The organism is Sphingopyxis terrae subsp. terrae NBRC 15098, from assembly GCF_001610975.1.
GTDB classification, from domain to species: Bacteria; Pseudomonadota; Alphaproteobacteria; order Sphingomonadales; family Sphingomonadaceae; genus Sphingopyxis; species Sphingopyxis terrae_A.
In genome coordinates this window covers 1,745,001-1,762,547 of sequence record NZ_CP013342.1, presented here as the reverse complement: position 1 = coordinate 1,762,547, position 17,547 = coordinate 1,745,001, and the positions used below count along the sequence as shown (strand labels likewise).

Below are 17,547 nucleotides of genomic sequence, written 5' to 3'. Positions count from 1 at the left end.
GCGCGACATCTTGGACGTCGAGCGTTGGCGGGCGATCGCCGATAGCTTCAATCAACTCCAAGCGGCCAATGCGTGACTGCCTCACGGAGCGTTCCATCTCGCCACCGCCGAATACTTTTTCAAATTTGCCCGCGCCGCCTAGGCGCGACTTCTGAACTCCAACTCCGGGAAACCCTCGGCCGCCGACTGATCGAGCGCGTCATAATATAGGTTGGCGCCGCCGAAATAGATCAGCACGCGTGCACCCTTGTCGTCGCGATTGGCGCCCATCATCCATGAATTGACCTTGTCGCCTTCGGCCATCAGTGTCTGGCCATGGATATTCGCGGTCGCAGCGGTCCATTCGCGTTCCGCAGCTTCCCGTGGTTCGAAGATATCGAACTCTTCATTTTCCATCTTGGCGATGCAGCGCGAGATCCAGATGGCATTCTGCTCGATTGAGGTCGGCAGGTTGGCGAATGGCGCCTGCGGACTGTCCGCCGTCAGCGCCAATGGCACAGATTTGAGGTTGTGATTTAAGGAGGATTTGGGCTTCGTCGTAGTGACGAAGGAACGAAGATGAAGCCCAAATCCTCCTTGAAAAAATCGGCGCCGAAGGCCCCAGCTGAGCGGGTGGTGAAGGACATACGGCGTGCGACGTGCCGGCACTTCTCTGCAGAGGACAAAATCAGGATCGTGCTGGAGGGGCTGCGCGGCGAAGACAGCATCGCCGAGCTGTGCCGCAAGGAAGGCATCGCCCAGAGCCTGTATTACACCTGGTCGAAGGAGTTCATGGAAGCGGGCAAGCGTCGTCTGGCCGGCGATACCGCCCGAGCTGCGACCACCGGCGAGGTGCACGATCTGCGCCGCGAAACCCGTGCCCTGAAGGAATGCGTGGCCGACCTGACGCTGGAAAACCGTCTGCTCAAAAAAAGCATGATCGCGGATGGGGGCGACGAAGAATGAGGTATCCCGCATCTGAGAAGCTCGAGATCATCAGGATCGTCGAGCAGTCGCATCTGCCCGCCAAGCGGACGCTGGACCAGCTCGGCATCCCCCGCCGGACCTTCTATCGATGGTATGACCGCTACCTCGAAGGCGGGCCGGAGGCGCTAGAGGATCGGCCATCGGCGCCGAGCCGGGTGTGGAATCGCATCGGCAACGATATCCAGCAGCAGATCGTCGAGATGGCGCTGGACGAGTCCGAGCTATCGCCCCGCGAGTTGGCTGTGCGCTTTACCGACGAGAAGCGCTACTTCGTGTCGGAATCGACGGTTTACCGGCTTCTGAAAGCCCATGACCTGATCACCAGCCCGGCCTTCATCGTGATCAAGGCGGCCGATGCGTTCCACACCAAGACGACGCGGCCGAACGAGATGTGGCAGACCGACTTCACCTACTTCAAAATCATCGGTTGGGGCTGGGTGTATCTGTCGACCGTGCTCGACGACTTCTCCCGCTATGTCATCGCCTGGAAGCTTTGCACCACCATGCGCGCCGGGGACGTCACCGACACGCTGGAACTGGCGCTTGAAGCCTCGGGCTGTTCGTCGGCCAGGGTCGTGCAAAAGCCCAGGCTGCTCAGCGATAACGTCCTATGTTGGGAAGCAGCGGCGGGAACAGGCCAGCAGATCTCGTTGCGCCGAATGTGATCGGCGCTGATGATTTTATGATCCAGATGGCTTCCATCGTCAAGGAAGGCGCTCTCGGCCATAGCAAACATAGAATCCATCGATCATCGGGATCGTGGTCCTCACCGTCCTTAAGATGAGATACGCATGCCAGATGGAAGGCCCGAACATTATCTACAGGGTCGCCGTAGCGCCCTCACGGCACAGCAGAGAGGGGTCCTTCCATCTGGTGTCCGCCCGTTCGACGAACGGGCGGTACTCGGTTCCCGTCTTGATGACGGCGTGCACGACGCGCGCCATCTTGGCGGTGAGAGCGGTCATCGCCTTGCGGCGGCGATCGGGGTCGTCGGCATGGCCATCGACATAGCGGGAGAGCTTGTCACGGAAGCTGTTGTTGGGTTGTCGGATCGCGACCTGCGTTGCCATCCAGAAGGTGCGTCGCAGCCGGGCATTGCCGTACTTTGATAGCTTCGTCCGCCCCCGAAATATCCCTGACTGGTAGGTAGCGAGGTCGAGGCCGCAGAACTTGAGGAACTGGCGATGGTGGCTGAACCGGCGCAGATCGCCGGCCTCGGCCAGGATCGTCAGGGCGTTGATCGGACCGATACCGGGGATCATGCGCAGGAGCTGATAATCGCTGTTCGTCGCCAGCGCGTCATGGGCGATCCGCTCGATCTCGTTACGCTGCTGAATCAGGGTGCGTGCCTGGGCGATGACCATGCGGAACATGGCGACCGCCGTGGAATCTTCGTCGATCGGCAGCGCGATCGATGCACAGGCGGTCTCGTAAATATCGTTGACCACCCGGGCCTTGGAGACCTTGCGACCGATCAGCGGCCAGGCCTGTTCGGTGAACGCCTCGCGTCCGATCGAGGTGATGCTGCCCGGCGTCGGGAAGCGTTCGATCAACGCCAGGAACCAGTCGGACCGGCTGTTGCCGGCGAAACGCTCGATCTCCGGAAAATACAGTGGCAGATAATGCGTGAGGATCCGATGCCAGGTCTGGGTCTTCGCCTTCGATATGGCTTCATGCGTCTTCGACATCTCCTGCAGATCGTTGATCCCTGCCGCCAGCGGATCGACATAGCGCTGGGTCGCGCCGATCTTCAGCATGTGCAGGATGACTTGCGCGTCCTTGGAATCATTCTTGTCCCAGCCATTGTGCAGCGCTTCGCGTGTCCGGGCCAAGGCGACCGACGAAATCAGGCGCAGTTCGCACCCGGCGGACAGCAATCGATGCGCCAACGTGCGGTGATAGTTGCCGGTTGCTTCAAAGCCGACGATCACGGGCCTACCGATGGTCGTCAGATCGTCCGCCAGCCGGTCATAGTCCGCCTTCGTTGCCATGACGGTCATACGGCGTCGGCGGCCGCCCTCCGGTCGTTCGAGGAGAACCTCCTGGCGGTGCTTCGACATATCGATGGCTACCAGGACGGCGTCGGGTGGCGTAGAATACAGCTTGGTCATGATCGGTCAGCCTCCAAAGGGTTGTGTCGACAACTTCTCTTTAGAGACCTGCTGGCAGGTCATGACTGCCTTGATGAAGCCGGCGGGCGCTACGCGCCCTTGTCTCCATCAAGGCATCGCGGCCCTTCGAAAGGCTGCTTCCCAATGTGCTATGGGCACGAGCTACATCGCCGAGGAGCTGGCCCAATGGATCGGTGCCAACGGTATGAGCCATGTCCGCGGCGCCCCGATGCATCCCCAGACCCAAGGCAAGATCGAGCGCTGGCGCCAGACCCTCAAGAACCGGATCCTGCTGGAAAATTACTTCCTGCCCGGCGATCTGGAGACCCGGATCGAGGCCTTCATCGACCACTATAATCACCGCCGATATCACGAAAGCCTCGGCAATGTGACGCCCGCCGACACCTACTTCGGCAGGGCAGACGCCATCATCCAACAGCGCGAAAGGATCAAACGGAAGACCATCGAACACCGACGCTTGCAGCACCGCAAGCTCGCCGCTTAATATCAACCCCAGGACGAGGCCCGCGCTCCGCTAATCAACGCCGCGATCTGCGCCAAATGTTCTGACGACAGACAATCACCGTGGGGTCGATCGGCATGGACCGCGACCTGATGCAGGATTTCGTCGAAGGGATTTCCTCGCCGATGCTGGGGCGTTTGAAAGATCTGGTTGCGATGTTCGAACGCGGTGAATTCGACCTCGTCGCGCTCGGTCGCGTCCTCCTCGCCGACCCCAACTGGCTGGAGAAAATAGAACAGCATCGCATCGACGAATTGACCCCCTATGATCGCGCGACTGCGCTCAAACAGTATGAACATCATTAAAGATTCTGTTCGAAGTCTGCATAGTCGCTTTGCGGTCCGTCGAACGCGGTCGCAGTTCCCCAAGCTAGACGGAAGCGGTTCGCTGCGGTTCGCTAAGGTCCCCCCGGCTGCGACGGAAATATCTGCCGACCCGTTTGCGCTGCAATAGGCCCCGCGAGACGACCGCACCGTGCTGCCGGGCGGCGGCTCTCACCCAGCGATCTAGGTTGGCTGAGAACTGAGGCGAGCGCTAGATCTGACCGCGGCCGCGCTGAACAGGTCTGACCTGGAATCGACACTTCGATCGGCGCTCACAACCACGCGCGGTGGAGCGATTCGCGATCTGGCGCGGCACGAAGAGGCGATGGCGATTGCATTCGAAGCCCATGCGCTGGAGCGAAAGAACAAGCGCCTCCATGCCCCGCGTACCCGCCGCCGTCTCAGGCCAAGAGTGCCACTCACAACATCCTTGCCGCAAAATAGGCCCGCACCTCCTTCTGAAATTCCAGCGTCAGCCGCGAAGGCCGCGACACGTTCGACACGGCAAAGGCATATTCATGCTCGATTGGCGGATCAAAGGGTCGGGCGACCAGCGGATGGTGAAGATAGGGCTTAACGAGCAATTCGTTCAGTATCGCCATCCCGTTCCCGCGTGCGGCAAGCGCGCAGGCTGAACCGTGCGTGTGCGTTTCGATCGCCACTGTAGGGCGGAGGCCAAAGGCGGCGAACGCGGCATCGACCTGCGTGCGCCAGTGGCGCCCCGCGCCGAGCAGAATTAAAGGATGCCGGCCGATGTCGGACGGCGTGATTTCGCCGCGTCCGGCAAGCGGATGATCGCCGCGCATCACGCAAACCGATCCGCTCGAAACTATCTGCTCGATCGCTAGATCGCTTTCGTCGGTCGGCAGCTTGACGAAACCGCAATCAACATAACGCATCGCGATCATCGTCCGCGCGGTTTCGACGCTGCGCGAATCGATGCTGAACTCGACGCCCGGAAAGCGCTCCCGAAAGCGGGAGACGATGTCGGGCAGCACGCCTTCGGCAAAGCTCGGCGGCGCGACAATCCGGACGGTACCCGCCGAATAGCCCGCAATGTCACGCACCAGACTGTTGAATCGGTCGAGGCTTGAGAGCGAAAGCTCGACTTCCTGGATCAGCTTGGTGCCATCGGCGGTCGGTACCAGCTTACCGCGATCGCGATAGAAGAGATCGAAGCCAACCTGGGCTTCAAGCTGCGCTATCAGGCGGCTGACCGCGGGCTGGGACAGGGACAATTGCTTGCCAGCGGCGGTCGCCGATCCGGTGCGCATTATCTCGGCAAAAACGCGCAGCGCGCGGAAGCTGACATCCTTGTCGGGCTCGACGCCGGCGGGTGCGAGCGGCTTTCGCATCGTCAATCGGTACCGGCTACGACGACAGGCAGCAGTATGCGCGAGGCACAGTCGCCGCCCACATGGACGCTATTAACTGCCACGATGGGGGCAAGTCCTTCGACGCGCCAGTCGGTGCCCGGGTTGATGTCGAAATGGGGAAAATTGCTCCCCGCGATCTCGATACGGATGCGATGCCCGACCGCGAAACAATTGCTCATCGGGAACGAGGCGATCAGCACGCGATAAACCTTTCCGGGCTCCATCACTTCTGGCACTTCAAAGGAGTCTCGGAAGCGCATTCTCAACAGGCCATGCGCGATATTGAGCGCATAGCCCTCCGGATAGTCGGCGCTCACCGGATAAACATCAACAATTTTGATCATGACGTCGGTATCGAGGGCTGTCGAGCTTACGAAGAGTTCGGCAACCGCCTGACCGGTCAGTTCGACGTCGCTACCCAGCGGATCGGTTTCAAACACCAGCACATCCGTCCGATCGGCAAGCGGGGACCAGGGTTCGCGCGCGCCGAAGAAATCGGGTCCTTCGCGTTGGTCGAATCCCCCTGCTTCCATCACCGGGGCTCCCGATGCGATCGCGCCGCCGATTGTCGGCACCGGATGATAGGGGTCGTGAATGAAGCTCGACGTGTGGGAACCGGCTGGTGCCGCTTCGCGCAGCGCGGCGTCGGGATGCAAATAGAATGGCGTCAGGCGCATCGTCGGCAGCGGCCAGGAAGCGGCGGTGCTCCAACGTCCCCCATGGTCGAGCCGCCCGCTCGGGAGGCGCCGGCCGGTGCCGCCGCCCATTATGAAGAAGTAAACCGGTTCGGGCAGCGGGTCGATAGCGCTAGCCTTCATATGACGGTCGAACCACGCCTTTCGCAGCGCGCCATAATCACCAAACAGATGGTCGAGGGTCGACTGCGGCCCAAAGTCGGCATCCCCCGAATAGGTAAGCGAGCGCTTCCCATGCGTCCACGGCCCGAGAATCAACTTTACGGGGCCGCGCTTGAGCTTCGACAGAGCGACGAAATTCTCCACAGCGGTCAGCGCGTAAGGATCATACCAACTCGACATGTGCACCATGGGCACGTCGGCGAAGTCCTCGTACCAGCCGCGCGCATAAAGGCCCCGCTGTTTCCAGAAGTCGGTGAAACGATCCTCGTCCCATTGTTCGAGGACGAAATCCTCATATTCCGGCGCCGCCGCGATCGGCGAGTGGCCGGGGCGCCATTTCTCGACGCCGATCCATTCGCGAATGTCGGATGCCTCGAGCGCCGCGCGCCGCGCGGGATCAGCCAGCGTTTCCGGCGCAAGCAGCGCATGCTTGAGCGCCCAGGTCAGTTGCTTGAGTTCATAGGCGCCCCCTTGTCGGATGCCGCTGTGGTAGGCGCTCGAAAATCCGCCCGAATCGAGGAACATCGCCGCGAGGCCCGGCGGATCGAGCGTCGCGAGTGCGGCCTGCACATGCGCGCCATAGGACAGGCCGAGCGTGCCGATCCGGCCGTTGCACCACGGCTGCTGCATGATCCAGGCGATCGTGTCGGCGCCGTCCTCCGCCTCCGACATATATTTGCGGAACACGCCCTGCGAGCCATAGCGCCCGCGGCAATCCTGCAACACGAAGGCGTATCCGTGCGCTGCGAAATCGGCGGCAATCACGGGCTTCGACCGCGGCACCGGATCGGCGACCGAGAAATCGGCGTGGTTCGTGCCAGACTTGTCATAGGGCGTGCGTTCGAGCAGCACCGGCACGGCCTTGTCTTTGGCGCCTGCGGGTAGATAGATGTCGGTCGCGAGATGCACGCCATCGCGCATCGGCACCATGACGTTGGCGATCACCTGGGCGGTCATGGCCGCGGTCACCGCGCAGGCATCATATAGGTTGCCGGTGCACCGGGGCCGACCGGCAGTTCGAGCCCGGTCCAGAATCCGACAAGGCAAAGTCCGGTCAGTCCAATTGCCATCGAGAAGGGCAGCATCAGCGCGATTAGCGACCCGACCCCGAAATCGCGGCGCCAGCGCTGTGCAAGGACAAGGACGAGGACGAAGTTCGATGCAACGGGTGTCACGATGTTGAAGATCGAATCGCCCATCCGGTAGGCGGCCGTGGTCATTTCCGGCGAGACGCCGAGCAGCATCAGCATCGGGACGACAATCGGCGCCATCGCGCTCCATTTCGCCGAGGCCGAACCGATGACGAGATCGAAAATCGACGACATTAGCAGCAGTAGAATCAGCATCACCGGGGTCGCAAGATGCTGGGCGCGCAGCCAGTCGGCGCCGTTGATCGCGAGCACCGGACCAAGGTTCGACCAGGCGAACATCGCGATGAAATGCGCGGCGAAGAATGCGATGACGAGAAACGGAGTCATGGTCGCAAGGCCGTCGGTCATCATCTTGACCACGTCGCGGTGCGAGGTGACGGTGCCGACCGCGGCGCCGTAAGCCCAGCCGCTGACGAGGAAGAGCAGCATGAAGCCTGCCACGAGCGAGGCGTAAAATGGTTCGAACCGGGCCGGCCCCAATGCCCCTGCATCGACCAGCGGCGTATAGCCGGGCCAGAAGAGGAAGGCTGCGAATAGGGCAATCACCGCGAAAGCAGCGAAGCCCGCGCGGCGCAGGCCGCGGCGCTGCAACACGGGATCGGCATGATCGTCGATCTCACCCTCGGGCGGCGGATCGCGCCACACACCGAGCCGGGGCTCGACGATCCGGTCGTTGACGAACCAGGTGATCGGCACGAGCAGCAATCCGAGCGCGGCGGTGAAATACCAATTGCCGAGCGGGTTGAGCATATGATCGGGGACGAGCAGCGCGGTCGCCGTTTTCGTGATCCCGAGCATCAGAACGTCAAACTGACCTGGCACCAGGTTGGCGGCGAAAGCGCCCGATATCCCGGCATAGGCGATCGCAATGCCCGCCAGCGGATGCCGCCCGGCGGCGGCAAAGATGATCGCCGATAGCGGAATCAATACGACATAGGCGGCATCGGCGGCCTGATGCGACAACAGGCCGATCAGAAAAATCGCCGGGCTGAGAAAGCGGCTTGGCACGCCGCGCATCGCGCGCGTCATCAGGGCGGTGAACAGTCCCGATCGCTCGGCGACGGCGGCCCCCAGCATGACGACAAGGATCAGCCCCAAGGGAGGAAAGCTGGCCATGGTGTCGGGCATGGCGGTCAGCAGCTTGCCGATATTTTCCGCCGAAAGCAGACTTTTGGTGACCAGTATTTCGCCATTCACCGGATTGACCGCGCTCCAGCCCCAGCTTGCCGCAGCCGCCGATACGGCGACCAGCAGCGCGATCAGACCAAGGAAGATGAAGACCGGGTCGGGCAGGGCATTGCCCCAGCGCTCGACCCGGTCGAGCCACTTTTGCGTCTTGCCTGACATCGTCGAACCGCCCCGCATCGCTGATTCCGTGATGGCCGCGCCGGTTCCGGCGCGGCGCATCGGTTTACATCTTCACCGAGAAGCTGGCGTAGAGGAAGCGGCCACGCGCGTCATAGGTGTAGATGTCGTAGTTGATGGGCGCATTGGCGTAAGAAGCAGGCGGCGCCTTGTCGAACAGATTGTTCACGCCGATCGCGAAGCGCGCCGTATCGTCGCCGATGTTGAAGCCGAGTTCGACGTCGGTGTAGATGATCGACCGGGTCCGGTCGTCCTTGACCGCGTTGACCACATCGCTCGTCGGGCCAATGTAGCGCGCGCGCAAGGTCGCATCCACCGTGTCGCCGGTCCAGCCGAGCGACGCCTGCCCCTTCCAGTGCGGATAGGTTGATCGCGGAGCATCGCCGCGGCCGGCGCGCTCGTCGACGATGGGGTCGCCTCCCGCGGGGTTGGGCGCGGTGGTCTTGAACGAATGGAGATAGGACGCATCGACGACCGCCGAGATGCGGCCGATGCTGGTGCTGAAATCATAGCGCAGCGTGGCGTCGACCCCATCGGTGGTGATCGAGTTGAGGTTCTGGGCGCCCTGCAGCAGTTCGAGGATCGCGCCGGTCCCGCTGTCGCGGCTGACGAGGTCGCAGAATATTCCGCCGCGAACGGCGCAAAGCTGAAGGATCTGGGTCGCCGACTGCGAGGCGATCGCGTCCTTGATCTTGATCTTGTAGTAATCGACGGTCAGCGACAGGCCGCGCACCGCGCGCGGCGAGATAGCGATGCCTGCGCTGAACGTGTCGGCTGTTTCCGGCTTGAGGCCGGGGTTGCCGCTGATGACGCCCGGGATCAGGCCATTGAGGTTGTAATTGGCTTGGTTATATCCGGTCGGCACGCCGGCGCAGCCTGGCAGGCCGGGGTTCGCAGATGCGCCGCCGTTGCACGGGTCTGTCCCCTGGAAGCTTGTCTGGCGGGCACCCTGATATAGTTCGAGGATCGAAGGCGCGCGAAAGCCCTGCGAGTAAGTGCCGCGGAACAATATGTCCTCGATAGGACGGTAGCCGACGCCTGCCTTCAAGGTAACCTTGTTGCCGACCGTCGAGTAATCCGAATAGCGCCCGGCGAGGCTGAGCTCGAGGCTCTCGGCAAATGGCTGGTTGCGGAAAACCGGAACATTGAGTTCGGCATAGGCTTCATGGAGGTCGTAGCTGCCAACGGTCGCGGTCCGGGTTTGCCCGGTCGTCTTCGCATATTGGGAGGCGAGGTAGAGCGAGGGTGCGTTGACCACCGGATCGGGCGCATCGAAGCCGCGGTTCTGACGATATTCGTAGCCGACCGCTAGCGCCACCGGTCCGGCGGGCAGGTCGAACAGATTGCCCGTCACGTTGAATGCGGCATTGTAGAGCTCGGTGCGGTTATATTCGCGCGTCGTGAAGCGGATATAGGCCGCCTGTGCGTCCGTCATCGGCGCGAACAGGTTGATCGGCACGCAGCCGGCATTCGCTGCGCAGGTCGCGGGCGAGCCGAGGCCTAAGAACAGATTGTCGTAGTTGATACCATTCTCGGCGGTCGTGTGGATGGCATTTTTCGAATAGGATCCGAAGACGTCCCAGCGCCATTCGCCGTCGCCGATCATGAAACTTCCGTCGAGACCTGCCGACACCCGGATCGTTTCAACGTCCTGCAGATTGTTGCGGTTGCCGACGTCGGTCATGACCTTGCGAATGCGCCAGGCGCTGTTCGCAGCGAAGCCGATGGCGTTGGCGGTCGGTACCCCGTTAGCAGTGCCAAACGGATTAAAGGCCTGATTGTTCGGGATCGAAAATCCGCGCACGGTTCCCGATGAGCCACCGATATCGAGCAGGACTGGCGAGAAGAGCTGGTTCGACTTGCGGCGGTTGTAAACGCCGTCCAGTTTGATCGAAACATTGTCCGAAAGCTCATAGTCGAAGCGGCCATAAAAGCCGTAACGTTCCGAGGGACCCGCCGAATAGATGCCCTGCGCCTGCGTGTTGTAATAATCGCCTGGCAGCGCTCCGACATGAAATGCATTGTCGGCGAGCGCCCCGGCGCCGATCGTCGCGCCGCTATTGAGGATGATCGGGTTTGAAGAATTGGCGAAGCCGGTCGCGGTGCCGAAATAGGCGTTGTTCGACAGGCCCGGCAGGATGAACAGACCGTTGGGATTGGTGCCAACCGAAGTCGCCGGCACCAAAGTCTGCGTGGTCAGCTCGCGTGCGTCGGTACGGATGGGCCGCGACCGAAAATAGCTGCCCGACAGGATGACCGAAGCCCGGTCCCATGTCTTGCCGACGGTCAATTTGCCCCCGAGTTCGGCGCCGTCGCCGTGGCTGGTCACGCCCGCACGAACAGATCCTCGCAGCCCGTCGAACGGTTGGACGGTCTTGATATTTACCACCCCCGCGATTGCGTCGGCGCCATAAATGGCGGACGCACCGTCCTTCAGGATTTCAATACCGTCGATCATTCCCTGCGGCAGCGTGTTGAGATCGACGAAGTCACGGAAGCCACGCTGGCCGACGCCATCGACCCAGCGGTGCCCGTCAACGAGCACAAGGACCCGGTTGCCGCTGCCCTCGGCGCCGCCCAGATAGCGCAGGTTGATCGAACTGGCGCCGTAGGAGGTTCCCTGCGTGCCGTTGGAATTAAGGCTGACACCTGCCGACGGCAGCTTTTGCAGCAGGTCACCGATCGACGAACTGCCCGACTTGGTGATGTCTTCCGACGTCAATGTCAGAATAGGACCGACCGAGTCTGCATCCTTGCGCCCGATGCGCGACCCGGTGACAATGATCTCGCCGCTGCCAGCTGCATCTGTTGCCGCCTCATCCTCTGCGTCTTGAGCATGAGCGAGCGCAGGCCATGCAAGCGCGGCGAGGCTGATGCCGGCGATGGCGGCAAACCTCGCGGCCTGTCGGCGCCGGATGAAACGAGCGGATGCGATGGTCATATTGTCCCCCCAAATTGCGATTCGGTCACTGGCTTAGGGCCAACTGTTCCCCCAAAAAATATTATGACGGTCGCAAATGCGCTCATACCGAAAGTGCATGACATTGCCCTGCTTTGCACGCACTTGGTATGGAGTGAAGCGGAGGAACGGTACTCATGTCATCAGCCTACCGGCTCACGCCTACCCGCAGACACCTCATCGGCGCTGGCGTTTCCGTCGTCCTTCTGCCGGTTCTGGCCGGAGCCGGGAAGCGGCCTCTGCGGATCAGCCTGCTCGGCCAATCACTTATCAAAACCGACCTGCGCAAGCTTGGCTGGAGCGAGCTCGAGGCGTTCGGGCACCTGTTCAAAGGGCGCGACGCCGTTTTCACCGATCTTGAAACGGTAATTGCCGGCCCACTCGCAGGGGAATCGACGCGGCCTGCCGATAGCGAGGTGCTGCACGTCGCCGATCCTACGGTTATCGATTGCCTCCTGAAAATCGGGGTCAATATCGTCGCAACGTCGAACAATCACGCCTGGGACCTGGGCAGCGGCGGGATATTGTCGACCATTGACGCGCTGGAGACCCGAAATCTCGTCTATGCCGGAAGCGGCCGCAACCTCGCTGCAGCGAGCGCTCCCGGCTTGTTGCAGGCGCGCGCCCGGGTGGCGCTTGTCGCGGCGGCGGCGGGTGCAATCCGCGATGGTGCGGCTGCCACCGACACAAGGCCGGGCGTCAACGAGCTGCGCCGCGGAGCAGACGGAGCGCTGGTCGGAAGCGACGTCGAACGTTATCTAGCCGCCATCCGCATTGCCGCAGCCAGCGGGGCGACAGTGATTGCCTATCTGCACAGCCATTATTGGGAGCCGCGCAAGTCCGATACGCCGGCTTCGCAGCGCGACCTCGCCCGCCGAGCGATCGATGCCGGCGCCGTCACATTCGTTGCCCACGGCGTGCCTGAATTGCAGGGCATCGAATATTACCGTGGGGCGCCGCTCTTCCACGGCCTCTCGTCCTTTATCTTCCAATCCGAAAAGCCTCACGGCGCCTATGGCCCGGAAGCGTGGCAGTCGGTGATTGCCGAACTTGACGTCATTGATGGCGGCGTAGCCCGTGCAGAGATTATCCCCGTTCAACTCGATGCCGAAGGTGTCGACTACGGGGGGCGGCGGGTGAAGGGTAGCCCGCAGCTTGCCACAGGGCCTTCGGTCGGCGTCATCTGCACGCGCCTCGCTGACCTGAGTGACGCTCTTGGATCCTCTGTCTTTTTCGAGGCCGGTCGGCCGCGAAGCCGTGGCGCAACGGCTGTGAAAATTGTTCCGAAGCTTCCACGGAGCTGACCGCCAGGCAGCGATCGATGCTCTGGAATCCAGTCGGAATTTGGCGGAGCTCGTGGGCGACGACGAGCCTGAGATTAAGATATTCACAACGACATAGAGGCATATTGGGCCTCGATAGCCGTGGCGTTAGTCGGCACCATCACACTCCGGCCTTAAGCATGATCGATCAAAATACTAATCTCGGTTTGGCCGCTCGGTATCTGGTCGACGACCTTCCAGGTGCGCGGCAAGTTGGCGCACGGCTTAATGGGATTCTCTGCAAGATCGAAGCCGGCGAGTCACCCTCGGCAGCAACGCTACAGTTTCTTGCAGAAAGGGGCCTGGAAGCTATTCGCGCTTGCGTGATCAGCCAGCGGGATTGGTCAGAGTTTTCGGAGCAAGCCGAGGCCGAGCGTAGAGAGCGGATCGAACGTGCCGAGCAAAAGGCGGCAGACGACGCAGTGGCCCTTGCGCAGGCTGCGGAAAGCAGAGCCGCGACAGTTAAACAATATTTTGCCGAGCGCGAAAATGACCCTGTATTTCGTCGGCGGCGCGAGTCCAAAGAGCTCCGGAATCGTTTCGGAATCGGAAATGTTGATGCCGATCAGTACCGTCGCATCATGAGGCTGCTTTCGGAGCTTGCTGCCGGGCGGCGGCTCTCACCGAGCGACGTAGCATGGCTGAGAACCGAGGCCGATTATTGCTGGACCGATGCGGTCAGTCACGCATGGCACACTGCCGAAGCGAAAGCCTTCACCGAAGAATGGGAACGAAGCCAAGACCCTTGGACGGCGGTGAATGCCAGCGGCCACTGGCGGAAGGCAGGAGAACCGAGGCGATCGCTAGATCTGACCGCGGCTGCGTTGAAAAGGCCAAATCTGGAATCGAAACTGCGATCAGCGCTCACAACCACGCGCGGTGGAGCGATGCGAGATCTGGCGCGGCACGAAGAGGCGATGGCGCTTGCATTCGAAGCGCATGCGCTGGAACGAAGCAGCTACCGACCATGCACGCTCTTGGGCGCGCTGCATATGGAGGCCGGTAATCTAGCCGCTGGTCACAGCTGGTACGAAAAAGCAGAAGAACTCGGCGCTCCGAGTGAGGCGATTGATGGTGAACTTCGTGCCCTGATGGCTCGATGCGCGCCGGAGGAGCGCGAGCGGATTCGCAGATTCTTGCTGCAGCACGCACCTGACAGGTTTGCTTACCTCGGCCGCTGACCGGCGGTCGTTGGCCGCTTCTCGCGCCGCCTCGGCGTGGTGCTTCCGGATTGTAATGAAATTAAATCCGTCTGCGTAGGGTGTGCTAACCGATGATGCAGAGGCGTGCTTCCAGATTTCCCCCGAGGGGAACTTTATCATGGAAATCAAAGGGGTTACTGGTTGCGGGAGTAGGATTTGAACCTACGACCTTCAGGTTATGAGCCTGACGAGCTACCGGGCTGCTCCATCCCGCGTCAACCAGAGCGCGGCGCCGTTTGGGGCCGCAAAAACAGCAAAAGGCCGGCATCGCTGCCGGCCTCTAACTTTGTGAATGGGTTTCTTTTCGACCTTACGCCGGCTGCAATGCCTGGCGACGTCCTACTCTTCCGTGGCTTAAGCCAAAGTACCATCGGCGCTGTCAGGTTTCACGGCCGAGTTCGAGATGGGATCGGGTGGGTCACTGACGCCATGGTCACCAAGCAATGAAGCCGGCGTAGGTCAAAAAGGGTTTCAATCGATGTCCGTGCAATACTGTCTGATCAATCATCCACTTATCGCGGACAATCCTGACAGGATTGTCGTTGATGGTGGGACTCTTCAAGCGCGAATAGAGCAATTAGTATCGGTTAGCTCCATGCGTTACCGCACTTCTACATCCGATCTATCAACGTGGTGGTCTTCCACGGCTCTAAGAAATCTTATCTTGAGGGAGGCTTCCCGCTTAGATGCTTTCAGCGGTTATCCCGTCCATACATAGCTACCCTGCTGCGCGGCTGGCGCCACGACAGGTACACCAGAGGTATGTTCAACCCGGTCCTCTCGTACTAGGGTCAACTCCTCTCAAATTTCGACGCCCACGGCAGATAGGGACCAAACTGTCTCACGACGTTCTGAACCCAGCTCACGTACCACTTTAATTGGCGAACAGCCAAACCCTTGGGACCTGCTCCAGCCCCAGGATGTGATGAGCCGACATCGAGGTGCCAAACGATTCCGTCGATATGAGCTCTTGGGAATCATCAGCCTGTTATCCCCGGCGTACCTTTTATCCGTTGAGCGATGGCCCTTCCACTCGGGACCACCGGATCACTATGACCGACTTTCGTCTCTGCTCGACTCGTCAGTCTCGCAGTCAGGCAGGCTTATGCCATTGCACTCTCGCAGACGGTTTCCAACCGTCCTGAGCCTACCATCGCGCGCCTCCGTTACTCTTTAGGAGGCGACCGCCCCAGTCAAACTACCCGCCACAGAGGGTCCCTGATCCAGTTTCATGGATCGAGGTTAGACATCAGAAAACAACAGGGTGGTATTTCACCTATGGCTCCACGTCAGCTGGCGCCAACGCTTCAAAGCCTCCCACCTATGCTACACAGTTCTTTCCTAATGCCACTCTGAAGCTGCAGTAAAGGTGCACGGGGTCTTTCCGTCTAACCGCGGGTACTCCGCATCTTCACGGAGAATTCAATTTCGCTGAGCATCTCCTGGAGACAGTGGGGAAGTCGTTACGCCATTCGTGCAGGTCGGAACTTACCCGACAAGGAATTTCGCTACCTTAGGACCGTTATAGTTACGGCCGCCGTTTACCTGGGCTTCGTTTCGGAGCTTGCACCCCTCCACTTAACCTTCAGGCACCGGGCAGGCGTCACACCCTATACGTCGTCTTGAAGCCGACTTAGCAGAGTGCTGTGTTTTTGCTAAACAGTCGCTACCCCCTGGCCTGTGCCCCCCACAAATGGTTGCCCAAATGTGGGGCCTCCTTCTTCCGAAGGTACGGAGGCAATTTGCCGAGTTCCTTCAGGAGACTTCTCTCAAGCGCCTTGGTATACTCTACCATCCCACCTGTGTCGGTTTAGGGTACGGTCTATACGGTGGGGCTATTTCCTGGATCTGCTTCGAAGCCTGACCAATCCAATAAGGACAGACAACTTACGCAAACCGTCACACACCACCAGGCCCACGAATATTAACGTGGTTCCCATCGACTACCCCCTTCGGGCTCGTCTTAGGGGCCGGCTTACCCTGCTCAGATTAGCTTTAAGCAGGAACCCTTGGGATTTCGGCGAGAGGGCATCTCACCCTCTTTATCGCTACTCATGTCAGCATTCGCACTTCCGATACCTCCACGGTCCATTACCAGACCGCTTCATCAGCCTACGGAACGCTCCGCTACCGCGTGTATTGCTACACACCCTAAGCTTCGGTGCACGTCTTGAGCCCCGTTACATTTTCGCCGCAGGAACCCTTATTTAGACCAGTGAGCTGTTACGCTTTCTTTAAAGGATGGCTGCTTCTAAGCCAACCTCCTGGTTGTTTTGGGATTCCCACATGCTTTCCCACTTAGACGTGACTTGGGGACCTTAGCTGTAGGTCAGGGCTGTTTCCCTTTTGACGACGGACCTTAGCACCCGCCGTCTGTCTGCCGGATATTACTCTTGGGTATTCGGAGTTTGGTTAGAATTGGTAGATCTCGCGACCCCCGCATCCATCCAGTGCTCTACCCCCCAAGGTATTCATCCGACGCTCTACCTCAATAGATTTCGCGGAGAACCAGCTATTTCCCGGTTTGATTGGCCTTTCACCCCTAAACACAACTCATCCGACAATTTTTCAACATTGAACGGTTCGGCCCTCCAGTGCGTGTTACCGCACCTTCAGCCTGGTCATGCCTAGATCACCGGGTTTCGGGTCTAATGCATCAAACTCATTCGCCCTATTCAGACTCGCTTTCGCTGCGCCTACACCTATCGGCTTAAGCTTGCTTGATACACTAAGTCACTGACCCATTATGCAAGAGGTACGCAGTCAGGCCTCAAGGGCCCTCCTACTGCTTGTAGGCATTCGGTTTCAGGTACTGTTTCACTCCCCTCATCGGGGTGCTTTTCACCTTTCCCTCACGGTACTAGTTCACTATCGGTCATGCAGGAGTACTTAGGCTTAGAGGGTGGTCCCCCTACGTTCAGACAGGATTTCACGTGTCCCGCCCTACTCAAATCCTTTGACATCACTTTCGCATACGGGGCTGTCACCCACTATGGCGCTCCTTTCCAGAAGCTTCTGCTAGTTGAATCAAAGGCATTGGCCTGGTCCCGGTTCGCTCGCCACTACTACGGGAGTCTCTGTTGATGTCCTTTCCTCCGGGTACTGAGATGTTTCAGTTCCCCGGGTTCGCTTCACCAAAGCTATTTTATTCACTTCGGTGATACCCTTCCCATTTAACCTTCGATGCCGACAAGTCGGCAGCGAAATTAAATGGTGAGGGTGGGTTTCCCCATTCGGAAATCGTCGGATCAAAGCTTGCTCACAGCTCCCCGACGCTTATCGCAGCGTGCCACGTCCTTCATCGCCTCTGCATGCCAAGGCATTCACCAAATGCCCTTACCTCACGCTTGAGAGTCCACACCACCAACGACAAGCCTGAAGGCGTGCCGTCC

Annotated in this window: 8 protein-coding genes, 1 tRNA gene, 2 rRNA genes and 3 pseudogenes; 5 read left to right on the top strand and 9 right to left on the bottom strand. The window is 60.2% G+C overall.

Annotation, left to right across the window (positions count from 1 at the left end):
• Window positions 1–138: 138 nt before the first annotated feature.
• A complete protein-coding gene (locus AOA14_RS08555; protein ID WP_062901474.1) occupies window positions 139–492 on the bottom strand; it encodes a hypothetical protein in 354 nt (117 codons plus the stop codon).
• A 66-nt stretch (window positions 493–558) separates the two neighbouring features.
• On the opposite strand from AOA14_RS08555, the pseudogene AOA14_RS19220 reads away from it, so the two are divergent.
• A pseudogene (locus AOA14_RS19220) lies at window positions 559–1,571 on the top strand (IS3 family transposase); the annotation flags it as partial.
• A gap of 209 nt (window positions 1,572–1,780) precedes the next feature.
• On the opposite strand, the pseudogene AOA14_RS08540 reads toward AOA14_RS19220, so the two are convergent.
• Window positions 1,781–3,077: pseudogene (locus tag AOA14_RS08540) on the bottom strand (IS110 family RNA-guided transposase).
• Between the two features lie 154 nt (window positions 3,078–3,231).
• Between AOA14_RS08540 and AOA14_RS19725 the strand changes: the two are divergent.
• A pseudogene (locus AOA14_RS19725) lies at window positions 3,232–3,582 on the top strand (integrase core domain-containing protein); the annotation flags it as partial.
• Between the two features lie 95 nt (window positions 3,583–3,677).
• Window positions 3,678–3,905: a hypothetical protein gene (locus tag AOA14_RS08530; protein ID WP_202988439.1), complete on the top strand. Its 228-nt coding sequence runs from the start codon at window positions 3,678–3,680 to the stop codon at window positions 3,903–3,905.
• A gap of 437 nt (window positions 3,906–4,342) precedes the next feature.
• Here AOA14_RS08530 and AOA14_RS08525 read toward each other — a convergent pair whose 3' ends face one another.
• From AOA14_RS08525 to AOA14_RS08510, 4 genes are read right to left on the bottom strand one after another with little or no spacing between them, the layout of a single operon-like run.
• The gene (locus AOA14_RS08525; protein WP_062901470.1) at window positions 4,343–5,278 is read right to left on the bottom strand and encodes a LysR family transcriptional regulator; all 936 of its coding nucleotides are present in this window, start codon (window positions 5,276–5,278) and stop codon (window positions 4,343–4,345) included.
• 2 nt (window positions 5,279–5,280) lie between these two features.
• A complete protein-coding gene (locus AOA14_RS08520) occupies window positions 5,281–7,113 on the bottom strand; it encodes a CocE/NonD family hydrolase (protein WP_062903079.1) in 1,833 nt (610 codons plus the stop codon).
• 8 nt (window positions 7,114–7,121) lie between these two features.
• Complete coding sequence (locus AOA14_RS08515) at window positions 7,122–8,672, bottom strand: AbgT family transporter (protein WP_082820039.1); 1,551 nt, start codon at window positions 8,670–8,672, stop codon at window positions 7,122–7,124.
• 46 nt (window positions 8,673–8,718) lie between these two features.
• Window positions 8,719–11,613, bottom strand: coding sequence for a TonB-dependent receptor (locus tag AOA14_RS08510; protein ID WP_082819865.1), 2,895 nt, complete (start codon window positions 11,611–11,613; stop codon window positions 8,719–8,721).
• Between the two features lie 155 nt (window positions 11,614–11,768).
• Here AOA14_RS08510 and AOA14_RS08505 point away from each other — a divergent pair, with 155 nt between their 5' ends.
• Together AOA14_RS08505 and AOA14_RS08500 are read left to right on the top strand one after the other, a co-directional pair.
• On the top strand, window positions 11,769–12,935 hold the full coding sequence (locus tag AOA14_RS08505) for a CapA family protein (protein WP_062901469.1): 1,167 nt from the start codon (window positions 11,769–11,771) through the stop codon (window positions 12,933–12,935).
• Window positions 12,936–13,093: 158 nt separating this feature from the next.
• Window positions 13,094–14,134: a hypothetical protein gene (locus tag AOA14_RS08500; protein WP_202988438.1), complete on the top strand. Its 1,041-nt coding sequence runs from the start codon at window positions 13,094–13,096 to the stop codon at window positions 14,132–14,134.
• 159 nt (window positions 14,135–14,293) lie between these two features.
• Here the strand turns inward: AOA14_RS08500 and AOA14_RS08495 are convergent.
• The 3 genes from AOA14_RS08495 to AOA14_RS08485 all read right to left on the bottom strand — a co-directional run bounded on the left by AOA14_RS08495 (window position 14,294) and on the right by AOA14_RS08485 (window position 17,505).
• Window positions 14,294–14,370 (bottom strand) — tRNA-Met (locus tag AOA14_RS08495).
• A gap of 111 nt (window positions 14,371–14,481) precedes the next feature.
• A 5S ribosomal RNA gene (gene rrf / locus AOA14_RS08490) occupies window positions 14,482–14,596 on the bottom strand.
• A gap of 116 nt (window positions 14,597–14,712) precedes the next feature.
• Window positions 14,713–17,505 (bottom strand): 23S ribosomal RNA (locus tag AOA14_RS08485).
• Window positions 17,506–17,547 lie beyond the last annotated feature (42 nt).